Source organism: Streptococcus sp. 2579, from assembly GCF_013277195.1.
GTDB lineage: Bacteria > Bacillota > Bacilli > Lactobacillales > Streptococcaceae > Streptococcus.
Map to the genome: position 1 here is coordinate 67,563 of NZ_VMMM01000006.1, position 17,156 is coordinate 84,718.

Sequence of the window (17,156 nt, forward strand, 5' to 3'; positions counted from 1 at the left end):
ATAGCTATTCAATAAAGGAGGAAATGGCTATGAAAAAATCTAAATTACTCACACTTGGTTTGCTTGCAGGTGCTGGTCTGCTTTTGTCAATCAACCAAGCACAGGCTGCAGATACTTGGGTTAAAAATGGCGCTGATTGGAATCTTTCTCAAGATGGCAGCCTAGCTAAAAATAAGTGGGTGCAAAATGCTGGCTCTTGGTATCATTTCGACGGTTCTGGTAACATGCAGACAGGCTGGTACAAAGAAGGTAATACATGGTACTCACTAGCAGATAGCGGGGCTATGCGTACTGGATGGTACAAAGAAGGTAGCACATGGTACTCCCTAGCAGATAGTGGCGCCATGCGCACTGGATGGTACAAAGAAGGGTCTACTTGGTACTATCTTCGTTTTAGTGGTTCTATGCAGACAGGTTGGGAGTGCATAGATAATAATTGGTATTATTTCGAACAATCAGGTGCAATGGCCTCTGATAGAGTTGTAAATTCTAGTGATGGCACAGGCTATATTCTCAGCAAGGATGGCCATATGTTCACTTTACAAAATAGCCCTTATAAAGATGATGATATTGTCCGTTTAGGTGATGGATATGAGTATCTGATTACATCAAAATTTGACGGAAATAACTTTACTGATGTTATCGTGGCTAAAAACACTTGGTATATCAAGCCTGAAATCAAGAAGTTTTCCGACAAATATGGGGATGAAGTTTCAAATACAATCTTAGCTTTAGTAGATAATAAAGAAGAAGGACAAGAAATTGATCCTAAAGCTGTTATTCGTAATTTCCAAAATCTACCAGGTCGATATTACTTTGGAGCAGATGGTCGTAGAGTATTACCACTTCCAGAGATGACAACTAGATCAGAAATCAAAAAAGTTGGCAATGATCTTTATCTAGAAGACCCAGGTGTACGACTTAGACTTCCATCTACTAACTTCACAATCAATAACAATAAACTATACCATTTAGATAATGGACAAGGTAAGCTTAAAACAGGTTACTTTGTATTGATTGATGACGGTATGTCTACAACCCACTATCATTTCCTTGTATATGCAGACCAATCTGGTGAGGTTCTTAAGATGAAACGCTTGCCATCAGGATTTTCAGATTATTTTGATAAAGAAATCGATGGTTTCTATGGTCAAAAAATTAAGATTACACAGCCAAATAAGTATGAATATTACAAGGTTCTTGTGGTTAAATAATACAAAACGAATCGCCTAATGAGGGATGTGTGGGCGATTCGTTTTTTACTGTAATCAGCCATCACTAAACATCTTTTATAAGATTATATTCGAAACCTAAAGAAAAACAAGAAGAAACCATACTTCCAGCATGATTGAAAAGCGCAGTCATTACTTGAAAAAATTCGCTCGTTTATGTTATAATAGACTGTATTTAAAAAATTTTAAGGAGAAATGACAGAATGTCTGTATCATTTGAAAACAAAGAAACAAACCGTGGTGTCTTGACTTTCACTATCTCTCAAGACCAAATCAAACCAGAATTGGATCGTGTCTTCAACTCAGTGAAGAAATCTCTTAATGTTCCAGGTTTCCGTAAAGGTCACCTTCCACGCCCTATCTTCGACAAAAAATTTGGTGAAGAGTCACTTTACCAAGACGTTATGAACGCTCTTTTGCCAAACGCTTATGAAGCAGCCGTAAAAGAAGCTGGTCTTGAAGTGGTTGCTCAACCAAAAATTGACGTAACTTCAATGGAAAAAGGTCAAGACTGGGTTATCACTGCTGAAGTTGTTACAAAACCTGAAGTAAAATTGGGTGACTACAAAAACCTTGAAGTATCAGTTGATGTAGAAAAAGAAGTAACTGACGCTGACGTTGAAGAGCGTATCGAACGTGAACGCAACAACTTGGCTGAATTGGTTATCAAGGAAGCTGCTGCTGAAAATGGCGACACTGTTGTTATCGACTTCGTTGGTTCTATCGACGGTGTTGAATTTGATGGCGGAAAAGGTGAAAACTTCTCACTTGGACTTGGTTCAGGTCAATTCATCCCTGGTTTCGAAGATCAATTGGTAGGTCACTCAGCTGGTGAAACTGTTGATGTAGTTGTAACATTCCCAGAAGACTACCAAGCAGAAGACCTTGCAGGTAAAGAAGCTAAATTCGTAACAACTATCCACGAAGTAAAAGCTAAAGAAGTTCCAGCTCTTGACGATGAGCTTGCAAAAGACATCGATGAAGAAGTTGAAACACTTGCTGAATTGAAAGAAAAATACCGCAAGGAATTGGCTGAAGCTAAAGCAGAAGCTTACAAAGATGCAGTAGAAGGTGCAGCAATTGATAAAGCTGTAGAAAACGCTGAAATCGTAGAACTTCCAGAAGAAATGATTCACGAAGAAGTTCACCGTTCAGTAAACGAATTCCTTGGAAACTTGCAACGTCAAGGTATCAACCCTGACATGTACTTCCAAATCACTGGAACTACTCAAGAAGACCTTCACAATCAATACCAAGTAGAAGCTGAGTCACGTACTAAGACTAACCTTGTTATCGAAGCAGTTGCGAAAGCTGAAGGATTTGACGCTTCAGAAGAAGAAATCCAAAAAGAAATCGAGCAATTGGCTGCAGACTACAACATGGAAGTTGCACAAGTACAAAGCTTGCTTTCAGCCGATATGTTGAAACATGATATCACAATCAAAAAAGCTGTTGAATTGATCACAAGCACAGCAACAGTTAAATAATCTTAATAAACAAAAATCCCACCTGATTAGGTGGGATTTCTTATGCACTATTTTCCAAAAATCTCTTTGAGCTCTGCGTCTGTAATCCCAATCATGGCTGGGATGCTATCCCAGTTTTCTTCGGTTAGGATGTAGGATTGTTCAGATGCACTTGATGTGGCAGTTTCAGAGATAGCTTGTTGCTTTTCTTCAACATTCTCCAGTAGATCACTGAAGCGTTCAATCAGATAGGTTTTTCGGGCAGTTCCGATGTGCTGGGTAGCATAGTCAAAGGCCTGTAATTCACCTAGTAAGATAAGCTTGCTTTTGGCACGTGTAATGGCTGTATAGATGAGATTGCGCTCCAGCATACGCCTACTAGCACTAGTAATCGGTAGGATGACAACAGGGAACTCACTTCCCTGTGATTTATGGATACTCATAGCATAGGCCAGGCGAATCTTGTACCATTCATTACGTGGGTAAGAGACCTCGTTGCCATCAAAATCAATGACAATCTCGTCTTGTTTCGACTCGGTGTATTTCCCCGGAATCAGGTCTGTGATAGCTCCCAAATCTCCATTAAAGACATTGATTTCAGCATCATTGACCAAGTGAATGACCTTGTCGCCCTTACGATAGTGACACTGGGGAGCTTCAAAACTGAGTTGGTCTTTTTGTGGTGGATTGAGCAGGTCTTGCATGAGCTGGTTGATGGCATCAATCCCTGCTGTCCCTCGGTACATGGGAGCCAGAACTTGGATATCACGGGCAGGAATGCCACTTCTGAGGGCAGCGCCTAAGATTTTCTCAATCGTAGCAGGAATATGGCCACTAGCAATTTCAAAGTAGGAACGGTCAGCTTTTTTCTGGGTGAAATCGGCTGGCAAGATGCCTTGTCGAATTTGACTAGCTAGGGTGACGATGGTTGATTCTTCGCTTTGCCGGTAAATTTTTTCCAAACGAGTCTGAGGAATCAAAGGAATATGAAGGAGGTCAGCTAGAACTTGTCCAGGGCTGACAGAAGGCAACTGGTCGCTGTCACCCACGATGAGGATTTTACTGTTAGAAGAGATGTTTGAGAAGAGTTGATTGGCCAGCCAAGTATCCACCATGGAAAATTCATCCACGATGATAAAGTCGGCATCCAGATAATCTTCCAGATGACTGGTATCATCGTCACCTGTCATTCCTAAATGGCGGTGTATGGTCGCGCTAGGCAAGCCTGTCAATTCATTCATGCGGCGAGCGCCTCGTCCAGTTGGAGCAGCAAGAAGAATCGGCAGGTTGCTTTTCTTCCTGAGGTCAAGTCCTTCTAAAAGGGCATAAACAGCGATAATCCCATTGATAACAGTTGTCTTACCAGTACCAGGTCCACCTGTCAGGATAAAGACCTTATTCTGGATAGCATCACAAATAGCCTGTTTTTGAATGCTATCATACTCAATTCCCAGCTCTTCCTCGACAGTAGTGATATGTTTTTGAATGGTTTCTAAATCCTGGCTCTTCTGTTTTCCTTTTTCAAGGATACGAACCAAGTGACTGCGGATGCCTTCCTCCGCGAAAAAGAGGCTGTTGTCAAAAATCTTGGTATCAATCTGCTGGACCTTGTCTTCTTCAATCAGGTAGGAGAGCTCTTGGGCCACTTGGCTGGGATCCAGTTCCACGGGGCGGGAAGACTCAAGGAGAGTAAGAGTTTGTTCCAGCAAATCCCGTGCTTCAACATAGGTGTCCCCTGTTTCCATACAGGCCTGAAAAAGACTATGAACCAGACCGGCACGGAAGCGCTCAGGGGCTTGACTTTCGATGCCTAGTTCTTCCGCTAATTGGTCAGCAATAGTAAAGCCCAAACCCTTGATATCTTCAACCAGTTGGTAGGGATAATTTTCAACCACATCAAGGGTTTCTTCCTTGTAAAAGTCTTGAATCTGAAAGGCTAGTTTGTTGGGAATGCCGTAGTTGGCTAGTTTAGCCAAAACCATCTCCGTTCCGTAGTTGAGACGAAGAGTGGAGACGAAAGCCTCGCGATTTTTGGCAGAGAGTCCTGAGATACTTTCTAGCTTTTCTGGGTGTTGCAAAATTTCGTCAATGGTATTGTCGCCATAGGTATCCACAATTTTCTGAGCTGTCTTGAGACCAATTCCCTTGAAATGGCTACTTGAAAAGTACTTGACCAAGCCCTTGCTAGTTGGTTTTGCGCGTTCATATCGGCTGATTTGCAGTTGTTCCCCATACTTGGAGTGCTGGACAATTTGCCCCCAAAAAGTATAGTCTTCTCCCTCAATCACGTCAGCCATGGTGCCGGTGACAATAATTTCAAAATCATCAAAATCTTCTGCGTCCGTATCTTCGATTTCTAGGAGGAGGATGCGATAAAAATTGCTGGGATTCTCAAAAATAATCCGTTCAATGGTTCCTGAAAAATAAACTTCCATAAAATTCCTTTGCATGAATAGGTGAGAGTTAATACTCTTCGAAAATCTCTTCAAATCACGTCAGCTTCGCCTTGCCGTATATATGTTACTGACTTCGTCAGTNNTGATTTTCATTGAGTATAACTTTGTTTCTATCTTAATCAAACTGGATAGTGAATAATCATATTCTCACGATAGAAGAAGAGGCTGAGATTGGTGATTCTCGGCCTCTTAGGTCTCTTAAAATGTTCCGATACGGGTGATTGGCCAGAAGCGGAATTTAGCTTCCCCTGTGATATCTTTTGCTTTAAAGGTACCTACGTGACGGCTATCGCTCGAAACCAAGCGGTCGTCTCCGAGGAGAAGGTATTCTCCTTCTGGGACAGTAAAGCTGAAGTTAGTATTATAGTTGACATCAACTGTGAAGGCTTGGGCTTTTTGAGCGATACTTCTAAAGAAAGTTCCTTTATTTCCTTCAAATCCCTTGCCTGAGTAAGTGCTTTGGAGTTTGTCATCCTTGAAACGTTTGATGTAGTCAGCTAGGTAAGGTTCGTCCGTTTCTTTATCATTGATGTAAAGTTTATCATTTTCGTAACGGATGGTATCGCCAGGCATTCCAATCACGCGCTTGACGATGTCCTTATTGCCATCTTCCTCATGGGCCACCACGATATCAAAACGGTCAATAGGGAGGTGTTTGACAACAAAGAGAATTTCGCCATCCGCTAGGGTAGGATCCATGGAGTGTCCTTCTACGCGGACATTACTCCAAAAAAAGATACGGCTCAAAGCTAGTAATGACAGAATCAGGAGGAACAATCCCCACTCTTTTAAGAAATTTTTAAATGAATTCATAATTTACCTTTCTAAGCGTTTTTTCGCTTTTTCAGTATTTTTAAAGTGCAGTTTGGCGCAGAAGTTGAGTCCCTGCATACCATAGGCTTGTAAAATCTGGCTAGCTACCTTATCAGAAGCCGTTCCAGCTCCACTTGGAAGTTGATAGCCCAGTTCTCGTCCCAGATTTTCAAGATTTTCTAGAAAGAGATCACGCGCAATGATAGAAGAAACTGCGACGGCCAAGTATTTGCCCTCGGCCTTTTCTTCTAGGCTAATAGGATTGCTGAAACGATTGGCCTCTTGCGCCAAGTACTTGTCATAATTTTTAGCACTGGTAAAGGCGTCAATCACAATTTTCTCGGGCTGGATGCCTTTTTGAAGGAGGAGATAGATAGCCTGATTATGGAGGGCAACCTTAACCGAAACAGCATTGTAGCGGTCTCCGATGACCTCGTTGTACTTGCTTGGTGAGAGAAGCAGTGCCTGGTGCTGGATTTTTTCTTTGAGGATAGGGGCAATCTGACGGATTTTTAGGTCGGTCAGAGTCTTGGAATCCCCTACACCGAGTTTTCGCAAGAAGGTATGCTGGTCAGGTGTGACAAAGGAAGCCACAACTGCAAGTCCACCAAAGTAGGAACCATTTCCTACCTCATCTGTCCCAATCAAAGGGAGATTTTGTCCGCTGGTTTGCTCTACAGCTTGATAGCCAAAGAAACGAGCGTATTTCTCAGCCCCTTCACCCTGAAGTAAGACCTTTCCAGAAGTATAGATAGAAACCGTTGCTTGGGGTAGCCTCAAAAAGTAGCGGATATAGGGATTCTTGCTGGGAGCCAGACTGGTTTGATAGTGTTCAAGAAAAGCCTGAATCTCCTTTTCACTTGGTGTGAGTGTTATACTTGCCATAGTTTCTATTGTACCATAAAAGCAGGCAAATTTGTAAAAACTGACAAAATTAGCGAATTTTGGTATAATATCGTGAGGTGAATTTTATGGCAAATCTAAATCGATTCAAATTTACATTCGGGAAAAAATCATTAACTTTGACAAGCGAGCATGATAACCTTTTTATGGAGGAAATCGCCAAGGTTGCGACAGAAAAATACCAAGCAATTAAAGAACAAATGCCTAGTGCAGACGATGAAACAATCGCTCTTTTGTTGGCAGTCAACTGTTTATCAACTCAGCTCAGCCGTGAGATTGAATTTGATGATAAGGAGCAAGAATTAGAAGAACTCCGTCACAAGCTTGTGACTTGCAAGCAAGAACAGAGCAAGATTGAGGATTCCTTATGATTTCACTCCTTCTTCTATTGGTCTTGGCTTGGGGATTTTATATCGGCTATCGGAGAGGCCTGCTCTTACAGGTTTATTACCTGATTTCAGCCATGGCATCGGCTTTTGTGGCCGGCCAGTTTTACAAGGGAATTGGAGAGCAATTTCATTTGCTGCTCCCTTATGCAAATCCGCAGGAAGGTCAGGGAACTTTCTTTTTCCCATCGGATCAACTTTTCCAGTTGGATAAGGTCTTTTACGCAGGTATCGGCTACTTGCTTGTATTTGGGATTGTCTATAGCATCGGTCGTTTACTTGGTCTCTTGTTACACTTAATTCCTAGTAAAAAACTGGGTGGCAAGTTGTTCCAAGTTTCAGCAGGGATCTTGTCCATGTTGGTGACCTTATTTGTCTTGCAAATGGCCTTGACCATACTAGCAACCATTCCCATGGCAGCTATACAAAATCCTCTTGAAAAGAGTATCGTCGCAAAACACATCATCCAGAGCATACCAGTAACAACTAGTTGGCTCAAACAAATCTGGGTGACAAATTTAATCGGATAAAAAGGGCAGGAGTTTTCCTAGCCCTTTGTTTACAGATTTGACTCGAATCTATCAGAATATAAAAAGCTACCACACCTAGACATTCAAAGACAAGGAAATAAAGATGAATAAGAAAATATTAGAAACATTAGAGTTCAATAAGGTCAAGGCTTTGTTTGAACCCCATTTGTTGACCGAGCAGGGCTTGGAGCAATTGAGACAGCTGGCTCCGACTGCTAAGGCAGATAAAATTAAACAGGCTTTTGCTGAGATGAAGGAAATGCAGGCTCTCTTTATCGAGCAACCGCATTTTACCATTCTCGCAATTAAGGAAATCGCAGGAGTCTGCAAGCGGTTGGAGATGGGGGCAGATCTCAATATCGAGGAGTTCCTCCTCTTGAAGCGCGTGCTTCTTGCTAGCCGAGAACTGCAAAGTTTTTATGCCAATCTGGAAAATGTCAGCTTGGAAGAGTTAGCCCTTTGGTTTGAGAAATTACACGATTTTCCGCAATTACAAGGAAATCTCCAAGCCTTTAATGATGCAGGTTTTATTGAAAATTTTGCCAGTGAAGAATTGGCGCGCATCCGTCGAAAAATCCATGATAGTGAGAGTCAGGTACGCGATGTCTTGCAAGATTTGCTCAAGCAAAAGTCGCAGATGTTGACGGAAGGAATCGTTGCCAGCAGAAATGGCCGTCAGGTTTTACCAGTTAAAAATACCTACCGCAATAAGATTGCAGGTGTTGTTCATGATATTTCTGCCAGCGGAAACACCGTCTATATCGAACCCCGTGAGGTGGTCAAACTGAGCGAGGAAATTGCTAGTCTGCGAGCAGATGAGCGCTATGAAATGCTTCGAATTCTTCAAGAAATTTCTGAGCGTGTCCGACCTCATGCGGCTGAGATTGCTAATGACGCTTGGATTATCGGCCATCTGGACTTGATTCGTGCCAAGGTACGCTTTATCCAAGAAAGGCAAGCAGTCGTTCCTCAGCTGTCAGAAAATCAAGAGATTCAACTGCTCCATGTCTGTCATCCTTTGGTCAAAAATGCCGTCGCAAATGATGTCCATTTTGGCCAAGATTTAACAGCCATTGTCATTACAGGTCCCAATACGGGCGGGAAGACCATCATGCTTAAAACTCTGGGATTGACGCAGGTTATGGCTCAGTCAGGTTTGCCGATTTTAGCAGATAAGGGAAGTCGTGTTGGTATTTTTGAAGAAATCTTTGCCGATATTGGCGATGAGCAGTCTATTGAACAGAGCTTGTCTACCTTCTCTAGCCACATGACCAATATTGTGGATATTCTTGGTAAGGTCAACCAGCATTCGCTCTTGCTCTTGGATGAGTTGGGGGCTGGTACAGATCCCCAAGAGGGAGCCGCCCTTGCCATGGCTATTCTGGAGGACCTTCGCCTGCGTCAAGTCAAGACTATGGCGACTACCCACTATCCGGAACTCAAGGCCTACGGTATTGAGACAGCCTTTGTGCAAAATGCCAGCATGGAGTTTAATACTGCAACTCTACGCCCGACCTATCGCTTTATGCAGGGAGTTCCTGGCCGAAGCAATGCCTTTGAAATTGCTAAACGTTTAGGCTTATCTGAAGTTATTGTAGGGGAGGCAAGCCAGCAGGTCGATCAGGACAATGATGTCAATCGGATTATTGAGCAACTGGAAGAGCAGACGTTAGAGAGTCGCAAACGCTTGGACAATATCCGTGAGGTGGAGCAAGAAAATCTCAAGATGAATCGTGCGCTAAAAAAACTCTACAATGAACTCAATCGTGAAAAGGAAACCGAGCTTAATAAGGCGCGTGAACAGGCTGCTGAGATTGTGGCCATGGCCCTCAGTGAGAGTGACCAGATTCTCAAAAATCTCCACAGTAAGTCCCAGCTCAAACCTCATGAAATCATTGAAGCCAAGGCCAAGCTGAAAAAATTGGCTCCTGAAAAAGTGGACTTGTCTAAAAACAAGGTCCTTCAAAAGGCCAAGAAAAAACGTGCTCCAAAGGTGGGAGATGATATCGTTGTTCTCAGTTATGGACAGCGTGGTACCCTGACCAGTCAACTTAAGGATGGCCGTTGGGAAGCCCAAGTTGGCTTGATTAAGATGACCTTGGAAGAGAAAGAGTTTGACCTTGTTCAAGCCCAGCAAGAAAAGCAAGTCAAGAAGAAACAGGTCAATGTCGTGAAACGAACTTCTGGTCGTGGCCCACAAGCCAGACTGGACCTTCGAGGCAAACGTTATGAAGAGGCCATGAATGAGCTAGATGCCTTTATCGACCAAGCCTTGCTTAATAATATGGCTCAAGTTGATATCATTCATGGTATTGGAACAGGTGTCATCCGTGAAGGTGTCACCAAATACCTACAAAGAAACAAACATGTCAAGAGTTTCGGCTATGCCCCACAAAATGCTGGAGGGAGTGGCGCAACTATTGTCACTTTTAAAGGATAGCAGTATTCTGGACTTTATAAAGTAAAAACTGTTGAACTAATTTTTACTAATAAACACATTGACAAAAGCCAACATTTTTTGTAAAATAAGAATCAATTAAATACCAACACCGAATGAAGTTTAATAGAAGTGGGGAATCGTTTGATTTTCCATGACTGTAAATGGACGGAACTCTGGAGAGACCGTAAAGGCACCGAAGGGGCAAGGCAGGCAACTGCTCAAACTCTCAGGTAAAAGGACAGAGCTAGGATAGACCGCTTTTTAGCATTTATCTAAGCATTCCAGAGTACATGTATCTTGCATGTGCTCTTTCTTTTGGGGTTGAAAAGATAGGAGAAGGAAATGTTAGAATTGCTTAAATCAATCGATGCTTTTGCTTGGGGACCGCCCCTCTTGATTTTATTGGTCGGAACAGGGCTTTACCTAACTATTCGGCTAGGACTCTTGCAGGTTTTGCGTCTGCCCAAGGCCTTTCAGCTTATTTTTATCCAGGATAAGGGACATGGGGATGTATCCAGTTTTGCAGCTCTGTGTACAGCCTTGGCATCAACCGTTGGAACAGGGAATATCATAGGGGTTGCGACGGCTATCAAGGTGGGGGGGCCTGGAGCCCTCTTTTGGATGTGGATGGCGGCTTTCTTTGGAATGGCTACCAAGTATGCGGAAGGACTCTTGGCCATCAAATACCGCACCAAGGACGACCATGGTGCAGTAGCGGGAGGTCCCATGCATTATATCCTTCTAGGGATGGGAAAAAAGTGGCGTCCACTTGCTGTTTTGTTTGCAGTAGCAGGAGTACTGGTTGCTCTCTTGGGAATCGGAACCTTCACTCAAGTTAACTCGATTACAGAATCTATCCAGAATACAACGACTATTTCGCCAGCTATCACTGCTCTCGTCTTGTCTGTCTTTGTAGCGATTGCAGTCTTTGGCGGACTCAAGTCCATTTCAAAGGTTTCAACTACTGTTGTGCCTTTTATGGCTATCATTTATATCTTAGGAACTCTTACAGTTATTTTCTTTAATATCGGGAAAATTCCTTCTACAATTGCTTTAGTCTTTACCTCAGCTTTTAATCCCCTTGCTGCGGTAGGTGGATTTGCTGGTGCTAGCGTTCGGATGGCTATTCAAAATGGTGTGGCGCGTGGTGTGTTCTCAAATGAATCTGGTCTGGGTTCTGCTCCCATTGCAGCTGCTGCGGCTAAGACAAATGAACCAGTAGAGCAAGGTTTGATTTCCATGACAGGAACCTTTATTGACACCCTCATTATCTGTACTCTGACTGGTTTGACCATCTTGGTAACTGGTGTTTGGAGTGGTGACTTGAATGGAGTGGCTTTGACTCAGTCAGCCTTCTCAACAGTCTTTTCACACTTTGGACCTGCCCTCTTAACCATCTTCCTTGTTCTCTTTGCCTTTACAACGATTCTAGGTTGGAACTACTATGGAGAACGCTGTTTTGAGTTCCTCTTTGGGGTTCGCTTTATCTGGCTCTACCGTGTGGTTTTTGTGCTCATGGTCTTGCTGGGAGGATTTATCGAGTTGGATATGGTTTGGATTATCGCAGATATTGTCAACGCCTTGATGGCTCTGCCAAACTTGATTGCCCTCTTGGTCTTGTCGCCAGTCGTTATTGCTGAAACTAAAAAGTATTTTGATAAATAATGGAATCACACACCGCGTGTGATTTTTTGCTTTCATAAAAAATTTCTATCAGTGTAATTTAAAATATATATTATACAAGGTATAGAATCTGTGATAGACTAGATTTCAACAACATGAAAAGAGGTTTTATGATGACAACATTTACAATTCATACAGTAGAATCAGCGCCAGCAGAAGTGAAAGAGGTTCTTGAAACAGTAGAAAAAGATAACAATGGCTATATTCCCAACCTAATCGGTCTCTTGGCTAATGCACCGACTGCTTTAGAGGCTTATCGTACTGTCGGAGCTATCAACCGTCGCAATAGCCTGACACCCGTTGAGCGCGAAGTCGTGCAAATCACGGCAGCCGTGACCAATGGTTGTGCCTTCTGTGTTGCAGGTCACACAGCCTTTTCAATCAAACAAATCCAGATGAATGATGATCTGCTTCAAGCCCTTCGCAATCGTACTCCAATTGAAACAGATCCTAAATTGGACACCCTAGCTAAGTTTACCTTGGCAGTTATCAATACCAAGGGTCGTGTAGGAGATGAAGCCTTAGCTGAGTTTTTAGAAGCTGGTTATAGCCAACAAAATGCCTTGGATGTGGTTCTTGGTGTCAGTCTAGCAAGCCTCTGTAACTATGCCAACAATCTAGCTAATACCCCAATTAACCCAGAATTGCAACCTTATGCTTAATTCATATCTGAGTAAAATGAAGTCTGAAATAATCGGACTTCGTTTTTTTTTTTTTAATACTCAATGAAAGTCAAAGAGCAAACTAGGAGGCTAACCGCAGGTTGCTCAAAACAGTGTTTTGAGGTTGCAGATAGAAGCTGACGTGGTTTGAAGAGATTTTCGATGAGTATTAAGTCCTCATTTAAGCACTTTTATGATATACTGAAACTAACATGATTATTGGAGGTTAGGATGAAAAAACTCCCCTTAGTATTTTCAGGTTGTTTGCTAGGTTTGGCAGGAGCTGGAAATCTTATTTTAGATACGTTGCCGGTTCTGTCCCATCTGTTGAGTCTGACAGGTTTGATTTTGTGGATTTACTTTCTGATTCTTCATCTCTTTAATTGGAAGGAAACCAAGCAAGAATTGACCAAGCCCCCTCTTTTATCAGGGATGGCAACCTTTCCCATGGCTGGGATGATTTTATCAACTTATGTCTTTCGCGTATTCCCTCATCTTCCTTTGGTAGCGCAAGGGCTCTGGTGGTTTTCATTTTTCTTGGACTTGGCCTTGATTGCTGATTTCACCATCAAGTTTGCCTGTCCAGGTCGTAGGGTTCATGCGACTCCTAGCTGGACGGTTCTCTATGTGGGGATAGCGGTGGCTGCCTTGACCTATCCTCTGGTAGGCATCATCGAAATTGCCTATGCGACCTTGAGTTTTGGTTTTCTCTTGACCTTCTATCTCTATCCCCTTATTTATAGCGATTTAAAGAAACATCCACTCCCACTAGCCTTGCTTGGACAAGAAGGAATCTATTGCGCTCCCTTCTCTCTACTCTTGGCTTCTCTAGTTCGAGTTGGAGGAGCCAGTCTACCGACTTGGCTCTTGATTGTCATGATCTTGTCTTCTCAATCTTTCTTTTTCTTTGTTTTGACTCGCCTACCCAATATTTTAAAGCAAGGCTTTCAACCAGCCTTCTCAGCCCTCACTTTCCCGACCATTATCACAGCTACTTCGCTTAAGATGGCTCAGGGAATCTTGAAACTTCCATTTTTGGATTATTTGGTAGTGGCTGAAACCGCTATTTGCTTAATTATTTTACTCTTTGTATTAGGCGCTTATCTGATTTGGTTACGAAAAAAGGTCTAGCTAGAAATAGCTAAACCTTATTTTTTATGGTTTGATGACTTCAGCTCCACCCATGTATGGACGAAGAACTTCTGGGATGGTCACAGAACCATCTGCATTTTGGTAGTTTTCAAGAATAGCAGCCACTGTACGTCCAACTGCAAGTCCAGAACCATTCAAGGTATGGAGCAATTTCACCTTGCCATCTGCTTCATCACGGTAACGGATTTGGGCACGACGGGCTTGGAAATCTTCTGTGTTTGAACAACTTGAGATTTCACGGTAGGTATTTTGTGCTGGAATCCAAACTTCCAAGTCGTAAGTCTTAGCAGCTGAGAAGCCCATATCTCCTGTAGAGAGAGCAACGACACGGTATGGAAGGTTGAGTTTTTGAAGAATATTTTCAGCGTTGGCTGTCATTTTTTCCAATTCTTCGTAAGATTCTTCTGGCTTGGCAAATTTGACCATTTCAACCTTGTGGAATTGGTGCAAACGAATCAAGCCACGAGTATCACGGCCAGCTGAACCAGCCTCAGAACGGAATGATGGACTCATAGCAGTGAAGTAAATTGGCAGGTCTTTGCCGTCAAGGATTTCATCACGGTAGTAGTTTGTCAGAGGAACTTCAGCTGTAGGGATAAGGACATAATTGCTGTCGCTCAATTCAAAAGTATCTTCCTTGAATTTTGGATATTGACCAGTACCAAACATAGAGTCATGGTTAACCATGTAAGGTGTGATGACTTCAGTATAGCCTTCTTTGCCATGTTCATCCAACATAAAGTTGTAGATAGCACGTTCTAAACGAGCACCGAGGCCTTTATAGAAGAGGAAGCGAGCGCCTGTTACCTTACCACCGCGTTCCCAATCAAGGATACCAAGGTCTTCACCGAGATCCCAGTGAGCTTTTGGCTCAAAGTCAAACTCGCGTGGAGTCCCCCAACGGCGAACTTCCACATTGTCATCTTCATCAGCCCCAACAGGAACACTGTCAGCTGGGATGTTAGGAAGAGTCGTTGTAAATTCTGTTAATTTAGCATCTATTTCTGCCAATTCAGCATCCAAGGCTTTGACTTCAGCAGATAGAGTTTGCATGGCAGCAATCTTGTCATCTGCATTTTCCTTGTTGCGCTTAGCTTGGGCAATCTCAGCAGAAACTGTGTTACGTTCTGCCTTGAGAGTTTCAACCTTGACCAAGATGTCACGACGCTTAGCATCGATTTCTTTCATCTCATTCAAGACAGCAGCATCTACACCACGTGTAGCCAATTTTTCTGCGACAGCATCAAAGTCTGTACGAATACGTTTGATATCTAACATAAGAACTCCTTTATGAAAAAAGCACACCTGACAAAGCGTTGGAGTGGCAGGGCCACGGTTCCATCCAACTTCACAGGTGTGCACTTGATTGTTTATGTAATTGTTACCAACGGTAGAATTTCACCTATCCCTCCTATCTGCTCGCAGCACCCGCAGACTTTCTGAAAGAAGAAGATAACCTACTTATCCGTTGCTATGATTATACTAAAGTTTCTACTTTTTTGCAAATAGATTTTTAAATTTTTGGCTAATTGTCTGAATCAGGGTAGGAAGTTTGACGACCTTGTCATTTCCCAGATTTTCGCGTGCAATTTTGAGAATGGCACCTGAGTCTTTTGAAGCAAAGAGGAATTTTCCTTTGTCTGTAAAGACTTCGAAGTGGCGACTGATTTTTCGTCCAGTGACATTGGCTCCAATCTGATTGATATGGCTCCAAGGAATCTGGATAAATTGTTCGACATTGACATCTGGGTAAAATTCCAAGGCCTGATCTCCGACAAGGAATTTCCCAACTTTCCCAGCTATAGAGAGGTAGGAAGTGCCTGTCGTGCTGAGAAGCACTGTTTTATTAAGCGATTGGGCCATGATTAGTCTTCCTTACTTTCACCGAAAAAGGCATTGTAGAGGGCTTTGATAGCTGCTTTCTCTTGGTCTTTATTGACAACAAACATGATAGAAACTTCACTAGAACCTTGAGACATCATCTGGATGTTGATCTTATTTTCAGATAAAGCGCGAGTTGCAGTAGCAGTTACTCCGATATGACTCTTCATTTTTTCTCCAACAATCATAATGATTGAAAGGTCGTGTTCGATTTCTGCATGGTCTACTTCAGCCTTTTGAACCAACTGACGCAGGATTTCTTCTTCCTTGATAGGAGTTAGTTCGCGAGAACGGAGGATGGTTGAAAGATCGTCGATACCGGTTGGCATATGTTCCCAACCGATGTTAAGATCTTCAAGGATTTGCAGAACCTTGCGTCCAAATCCAACCTCACGGTTCATAAGGTATTTAGACATATTAATGCTGACAAAGCCTGAGTCACCAGCAATTCCCACAACTGGAAATTCATCACTACTGTGTTTTAGAACGATACGAGTACCTGGATGGTCAGGGTTGTTGGTATTCTTGATAACTAGAGGAATTTTTCCTCGGTAGGCAGGAAGAAGAGCTTCGTCATGAAGAACTGAGAATCCTGCATAGGCCAACTCACGCATTTCACGGTAGGTTAACTCAGGAATCGAGTGTGGTTGGTGGATAATACCAGGGTGGGCTGCAAAGATACCATCAACATCCGTAAAATTTTCATAGAGATCGGCCTTAACCCCTGCAGCAATGATAGAACCAGTGATGTCAGAGCCTCCACGTGAGAAGGTACAGATTTGATTTTCCTTGGTAACTCCAAAGAAACCAGGAATGACAAGGACTTCATTTGCATTTGTCAATTCTTCAATCTTGTCATAACTTGATGGAATGATGCGAGCGTGACCAGGTTCACTTGTGACCACAATACCAGCTTCTCGAGGGTGCACATAGCGTGCATCAATACCATTTTGGTTAAAATAGGCAGCAATCAATTTAGCATTGTTATTTTCACCGGCTGCTAGGAAAGTGTCGTAGAGAAATTCATTTTCTTCAATAGGAAGAGTGGCCAAGGCACGAATGCTTTTAGAAATTTTTTCTAGCACAGCTGGTTTAAGACCTAGTTCACTAACCATAGCGGCATAGCGATCGATAATCCAGCTTTGGCTCTTGCTAATATCGTTACCAGCAACATAGTCGCGGTAGTATTTAATCAAGGCATCCGTAACCTTAGTATCTTCAGCATTGCGTTTTCCTGGTGCAGAAACAACTACAAAACGACGCTCTGGATCGCTTTTTACGATGTTTAAAACTTTTTCTAATTGACTAGCAGAGGCAAGAGAGCTACCTCCAAATTTAACAACTTTCATAAGAACTCCTAAAGTAAGTATTTTATACGATTATAGCAGAAAGAAAGCCTTTTTTCAATCTGGAAAATAAGATGTTTTCTAGCCTAAAGCGCGCCTTTCCAATCGGCTGAGACACTTTCAGTCAAATTTTTCTTGCTTTCTGTTCCTAAAAAAGATATACTTTGAAAATAAAATGATTTAACAATCAATGAAAATCAAAGAGC

At 42.5% G+C, this 17,156-nt stretch carries 14 protein-coding genes and 1 riboswitch; of the genes, 8 read left to right on the forward strand and 6 right to left on the reverse strand.

Annotated elements, in window-relative coordinates:
* The first annotated feature begins 29 nt into the window (after nt 1-29).
* Both HT725_RS03230 and tig read left to right on the forward strand, forming a co-directional pair.
* Nucleotides 30-1,214: an N-acetylmuramoyl-L-alanine amidase family protein gene (locus HT725_RS03230; RefSeq protein WP_173253065.1), complete on the forward strand. Its 1,185-nt coding sequence runs from the start codon at nt 30-32 to the stop codon at nt 1,212-1,214.
* A 221-nt stretch (nt 1,215-1,435) separates the two neighbouring features.
* On the forward strand, nt 1,436-2,719 hold the full coding sequence (gene tig, locus HT725_RS03235; protein WP_173253066.1) for a trigger factor: 1,284 nt from the start codon (nt 1,436-1,438) through the stop codon (nt 2,717-2,719).
* A gap of 47 nt (nt 2,720-2,766) precedes the next feature.
* Here the strand turns inward: tig and HT725_RS03240 are convergent, their stop codons facing one another.
* From HT725_RS03240 to rnhC, 3 genes are all read right to left on the reverse strand, one after another.
* Entirely contained in the window at nt 2,767-5,133 is a 2,367-nt protein-coding gene (locus tag HT725_RS03240; RefSeq protein WP_173253067.1) for an ATP-dependent RecD-like DNA helicase, read from the reverse strand.
* A gap of 219 nt (nt 5,134-5,352) precedes the next feature.
* Nucleotides 5,353-5,967, reverse strand: a complete 615-nt coding sequence (gene lepB / locus HT725_RS03245) for a signal peptidase I (RefSeq protein ID WP_001083986.1) — start codon at nt 5,965-5,967, stop codon at nt 5,353-5,355.
* A gap of 3 nt (nt 5,968-5,970) precedes the next feature.
* On the reverse strand, nt 5,971-6,852 hold the full coding sequence (gene rnhC, locus HT725_RS03250; protein WP_173217963.1) for a ribonuclease HIII: 882 nt from the start codon (nt 6,850-6,852) through the stop codon (nt 5,971-5,973).
* Between the two features lie 86 nt (nt 6,853-6,938).
* On the opposite strand from rnhC, the gene zapA reads away from it, so the two are divergent.
* From zapA to HT725_RS03280, 6 genes are all read left to right on the forward strand, one after another.
* On the forward strand, nt 6,939-7,241 hold the full coding sequence (zapA, locus tag HT725_RS03255; RefSeq protein WP_000002019.1) for a cell division protein ZapA: 303 nt from the start codon (nt 6,939-6,941) through the stop codon (nt 7,239-7,241).
* Nucleotides 7,238-7,786, forward strand: coding sequence for a CvpA family protein (locus tag HT725_RS03260; RefSeq protein ID WP_000624512.1), 549 nt, complete (start codon nt 7,238-7,240; stop codon nt 7,784-7,786). Before zapA ends, HT725_RS03260 begins: the two co-directional genes overlap by 4 nt.
* A gap of 103 nt (nt 7,787-7,889) precedes the next feature.
* The gene (locus HT725_RS03265) at nt 7,890-10,226 is read left to right on the forward strand and encodes an endonuclease MutS2 (RefSeq protein ID WP_173217959.1); all 2,337 of its coding nucleotides are present in this window, start codon (nt 7,890-7,892) and stop codon (nt 10,224-10,226) included.
* A 163-nt stretch (nt 10,227-10,389) separates the two neighbouring features.
* Nucleotides 10,390-10,478: riboswitch (glycine riboswitch) on the forward strand.
* Between the two features lie 90 nt (nt 10,479-10,568).
* Nucleotides 10,569-11,891, forward strand: a complete 1,323-nt coding sequence (locus tag HT725_RS03270; RefSeq protein WP_112444382.1) for a sodium:alanine symporter family protein — start codon at nt 10,569-10,571, stop codon at nt 11,889-11,891.
* A 131-nt stretch (nt 11,892-12,022) separates the two neighbouring features.
* On the forward strand, nt 12,023-12,571 hold the full coding sequence (locus tag HT725_RS03275; protein WP_000206767.1) for a carboxymuconolactone decarboxylase family protein: 549 nt from the start codon (nt 12,023-12,025) through the stop codon (nt 12,569-12,571).
* A 231-nt stretch (nt 12,572-12,802) separates the two neighbouring features.
* Entirely contained in the window at nt 12,803-13,702 is a 900-nt protein-coding gene (locus HT725_RS03280; RefSeq protein ID WP_173217957.1) for a TDT family transporter, read from the forward strand.
* Nucleotides 13,703-13,726: 24 nt separating this feature from the next.
* Here the strand turns inward: HT725_RS03280 and serS are convergent, their stop codons facing one another.
* The 3 genes from serS to HT725_RS03295 all read right to left on the reverse strand — a co-directional run bounded on the left by serS (nt 13,727) and on the right by HT725_RS03295 (nt 16,953).
* Complete coding sequence (gene serS, locus HT725_RS03285; RefSeq protein ID WP_000884231.1) at nt 13,727-15,001, reverse strand: serine--tRNA ligase; 1,275 nt, start codon at nt 14,999-15,001, stop codon at nt 13,727-13,729.
* A gap of 213 nt (nt 15,002-15,214) precedes the next feature.
* Nucleotides 15,215-15,586, reverse strand: coding sequence for a DUF956 family protein (locus HT725_RS03290; protein ID WP_173253068.1), 372 nt, complete (start codon nt 15,584-15,586; stop codon nt 15,215-15,217).
* A 2-nt stretch (nt 15,587-15,588) separates the two neighbouring features.
* Nucleotides 15,589-16,953, reverse strand: coding sequence for an aspartate kinase (locus tag HT725_RS03295; protein WP_173253069.1), 1,365 nt, complete (start codon nt 16,951-16,953; stop codon nt 15,589-15,591).
* Nucleotides 16,954-17,156: the final 203 nt, after the last annotated feature.

Bases quoted from the DNA above. Each gene is read 5' to 3' on its own strand.
- HT725_RS03260 (WP_000624512.1), top strand. From the start codon at position 7,238: ATGATTTCACTCCTTCTTCTATTGGTCTTGGCTTGGGGATTTTATATC.
- zapA (WP_000002019.1), top strand. From the start codon at position 6,939: ATGGCAAATCTAAATCGATTCAAATTTACATTCGGGAAAAAATCATTA.
- HT725_RS03295 (WP_173253069.1), bottom strand. From the start codon at position 16,953: ATGAAAGTTGTTAAATTTGGAGGTAGCTCTCTTGCCTCTGCTAGTCAA.
- HT725_RS03290 (WP_173253068.1), bottom strand. From the start codon at position 15,586: ATGGCCCAATCGCTTAATAAAACAGTGCTTCTCAGCACGACAGGCACT.
- lepB (WP_001083986.1), bottom strand. From the start codon at position 5,967: ATGAATTCATTTAAAAATTTCTTAAAAGAGTGGGGATTGTTCCTCCTG.
- HT725_RS03270 (WP_112444382.1), top strand. From the start codon at position 10,569: ATGTTAGAATTGCTTAAATCAATCGATGCTTTTGCTTGGGGACCGCCC.
- HT725_RS03265 (WP_173217959.1), top strand. From the start codon at position 7,890: ATGAATAAGAAAATATTAGAAACATTAGAGTTCAATAAGGTCAAGGCT.
- serS (WP_000884231.1), bottom strand. From the start codon at position 15,001: ATGTTAGATATCAAACGTATTCGTACAGACTTTGATGCTGTCGCAGAA.
- HT725_RS03240 (WP_173253067.1), bottom strand. From the start codon at position 5,133: ATGGAAGTTTATTTTTCAGGAACCATTGAACGGATTATTTTTGAGAAT.
- tig (WP_173253066.1), top strand. From the start codon at position 1,436: ATGTCTGTATCATTTGAAAACAAAGAAACAAACCGTGGTGTCTTGACT.
- HT725_RS03280 (WP_173217957.1), top strand. From the start codon at position 12,803: ATGAAAAAACTCCCCTTAGTATTTTCAGGTTGTTTGCTAGGTTTGGCA.
- HT725_RS03275 (WP_000206767.1), top strand. From the start codon at position 12,023: ATGACAACATTTACAATTCATACAGTAGAATCAGCGCCAGCAGAAGTG.
- rnhC (WP_173217963.1), bottom strand. From the start codon at position 6,852: ATGGCAAGTATAACACTCACACCAAGTGAAAAGGAGATTCAGGCTTTT.
- HT725_RS03230 (WP_173253065.1), top strand. From the start codon at position 30: ATGAAAAAATCTAAATTACTCACACTTGGTTTGCTTGCAGGTGCTGGT.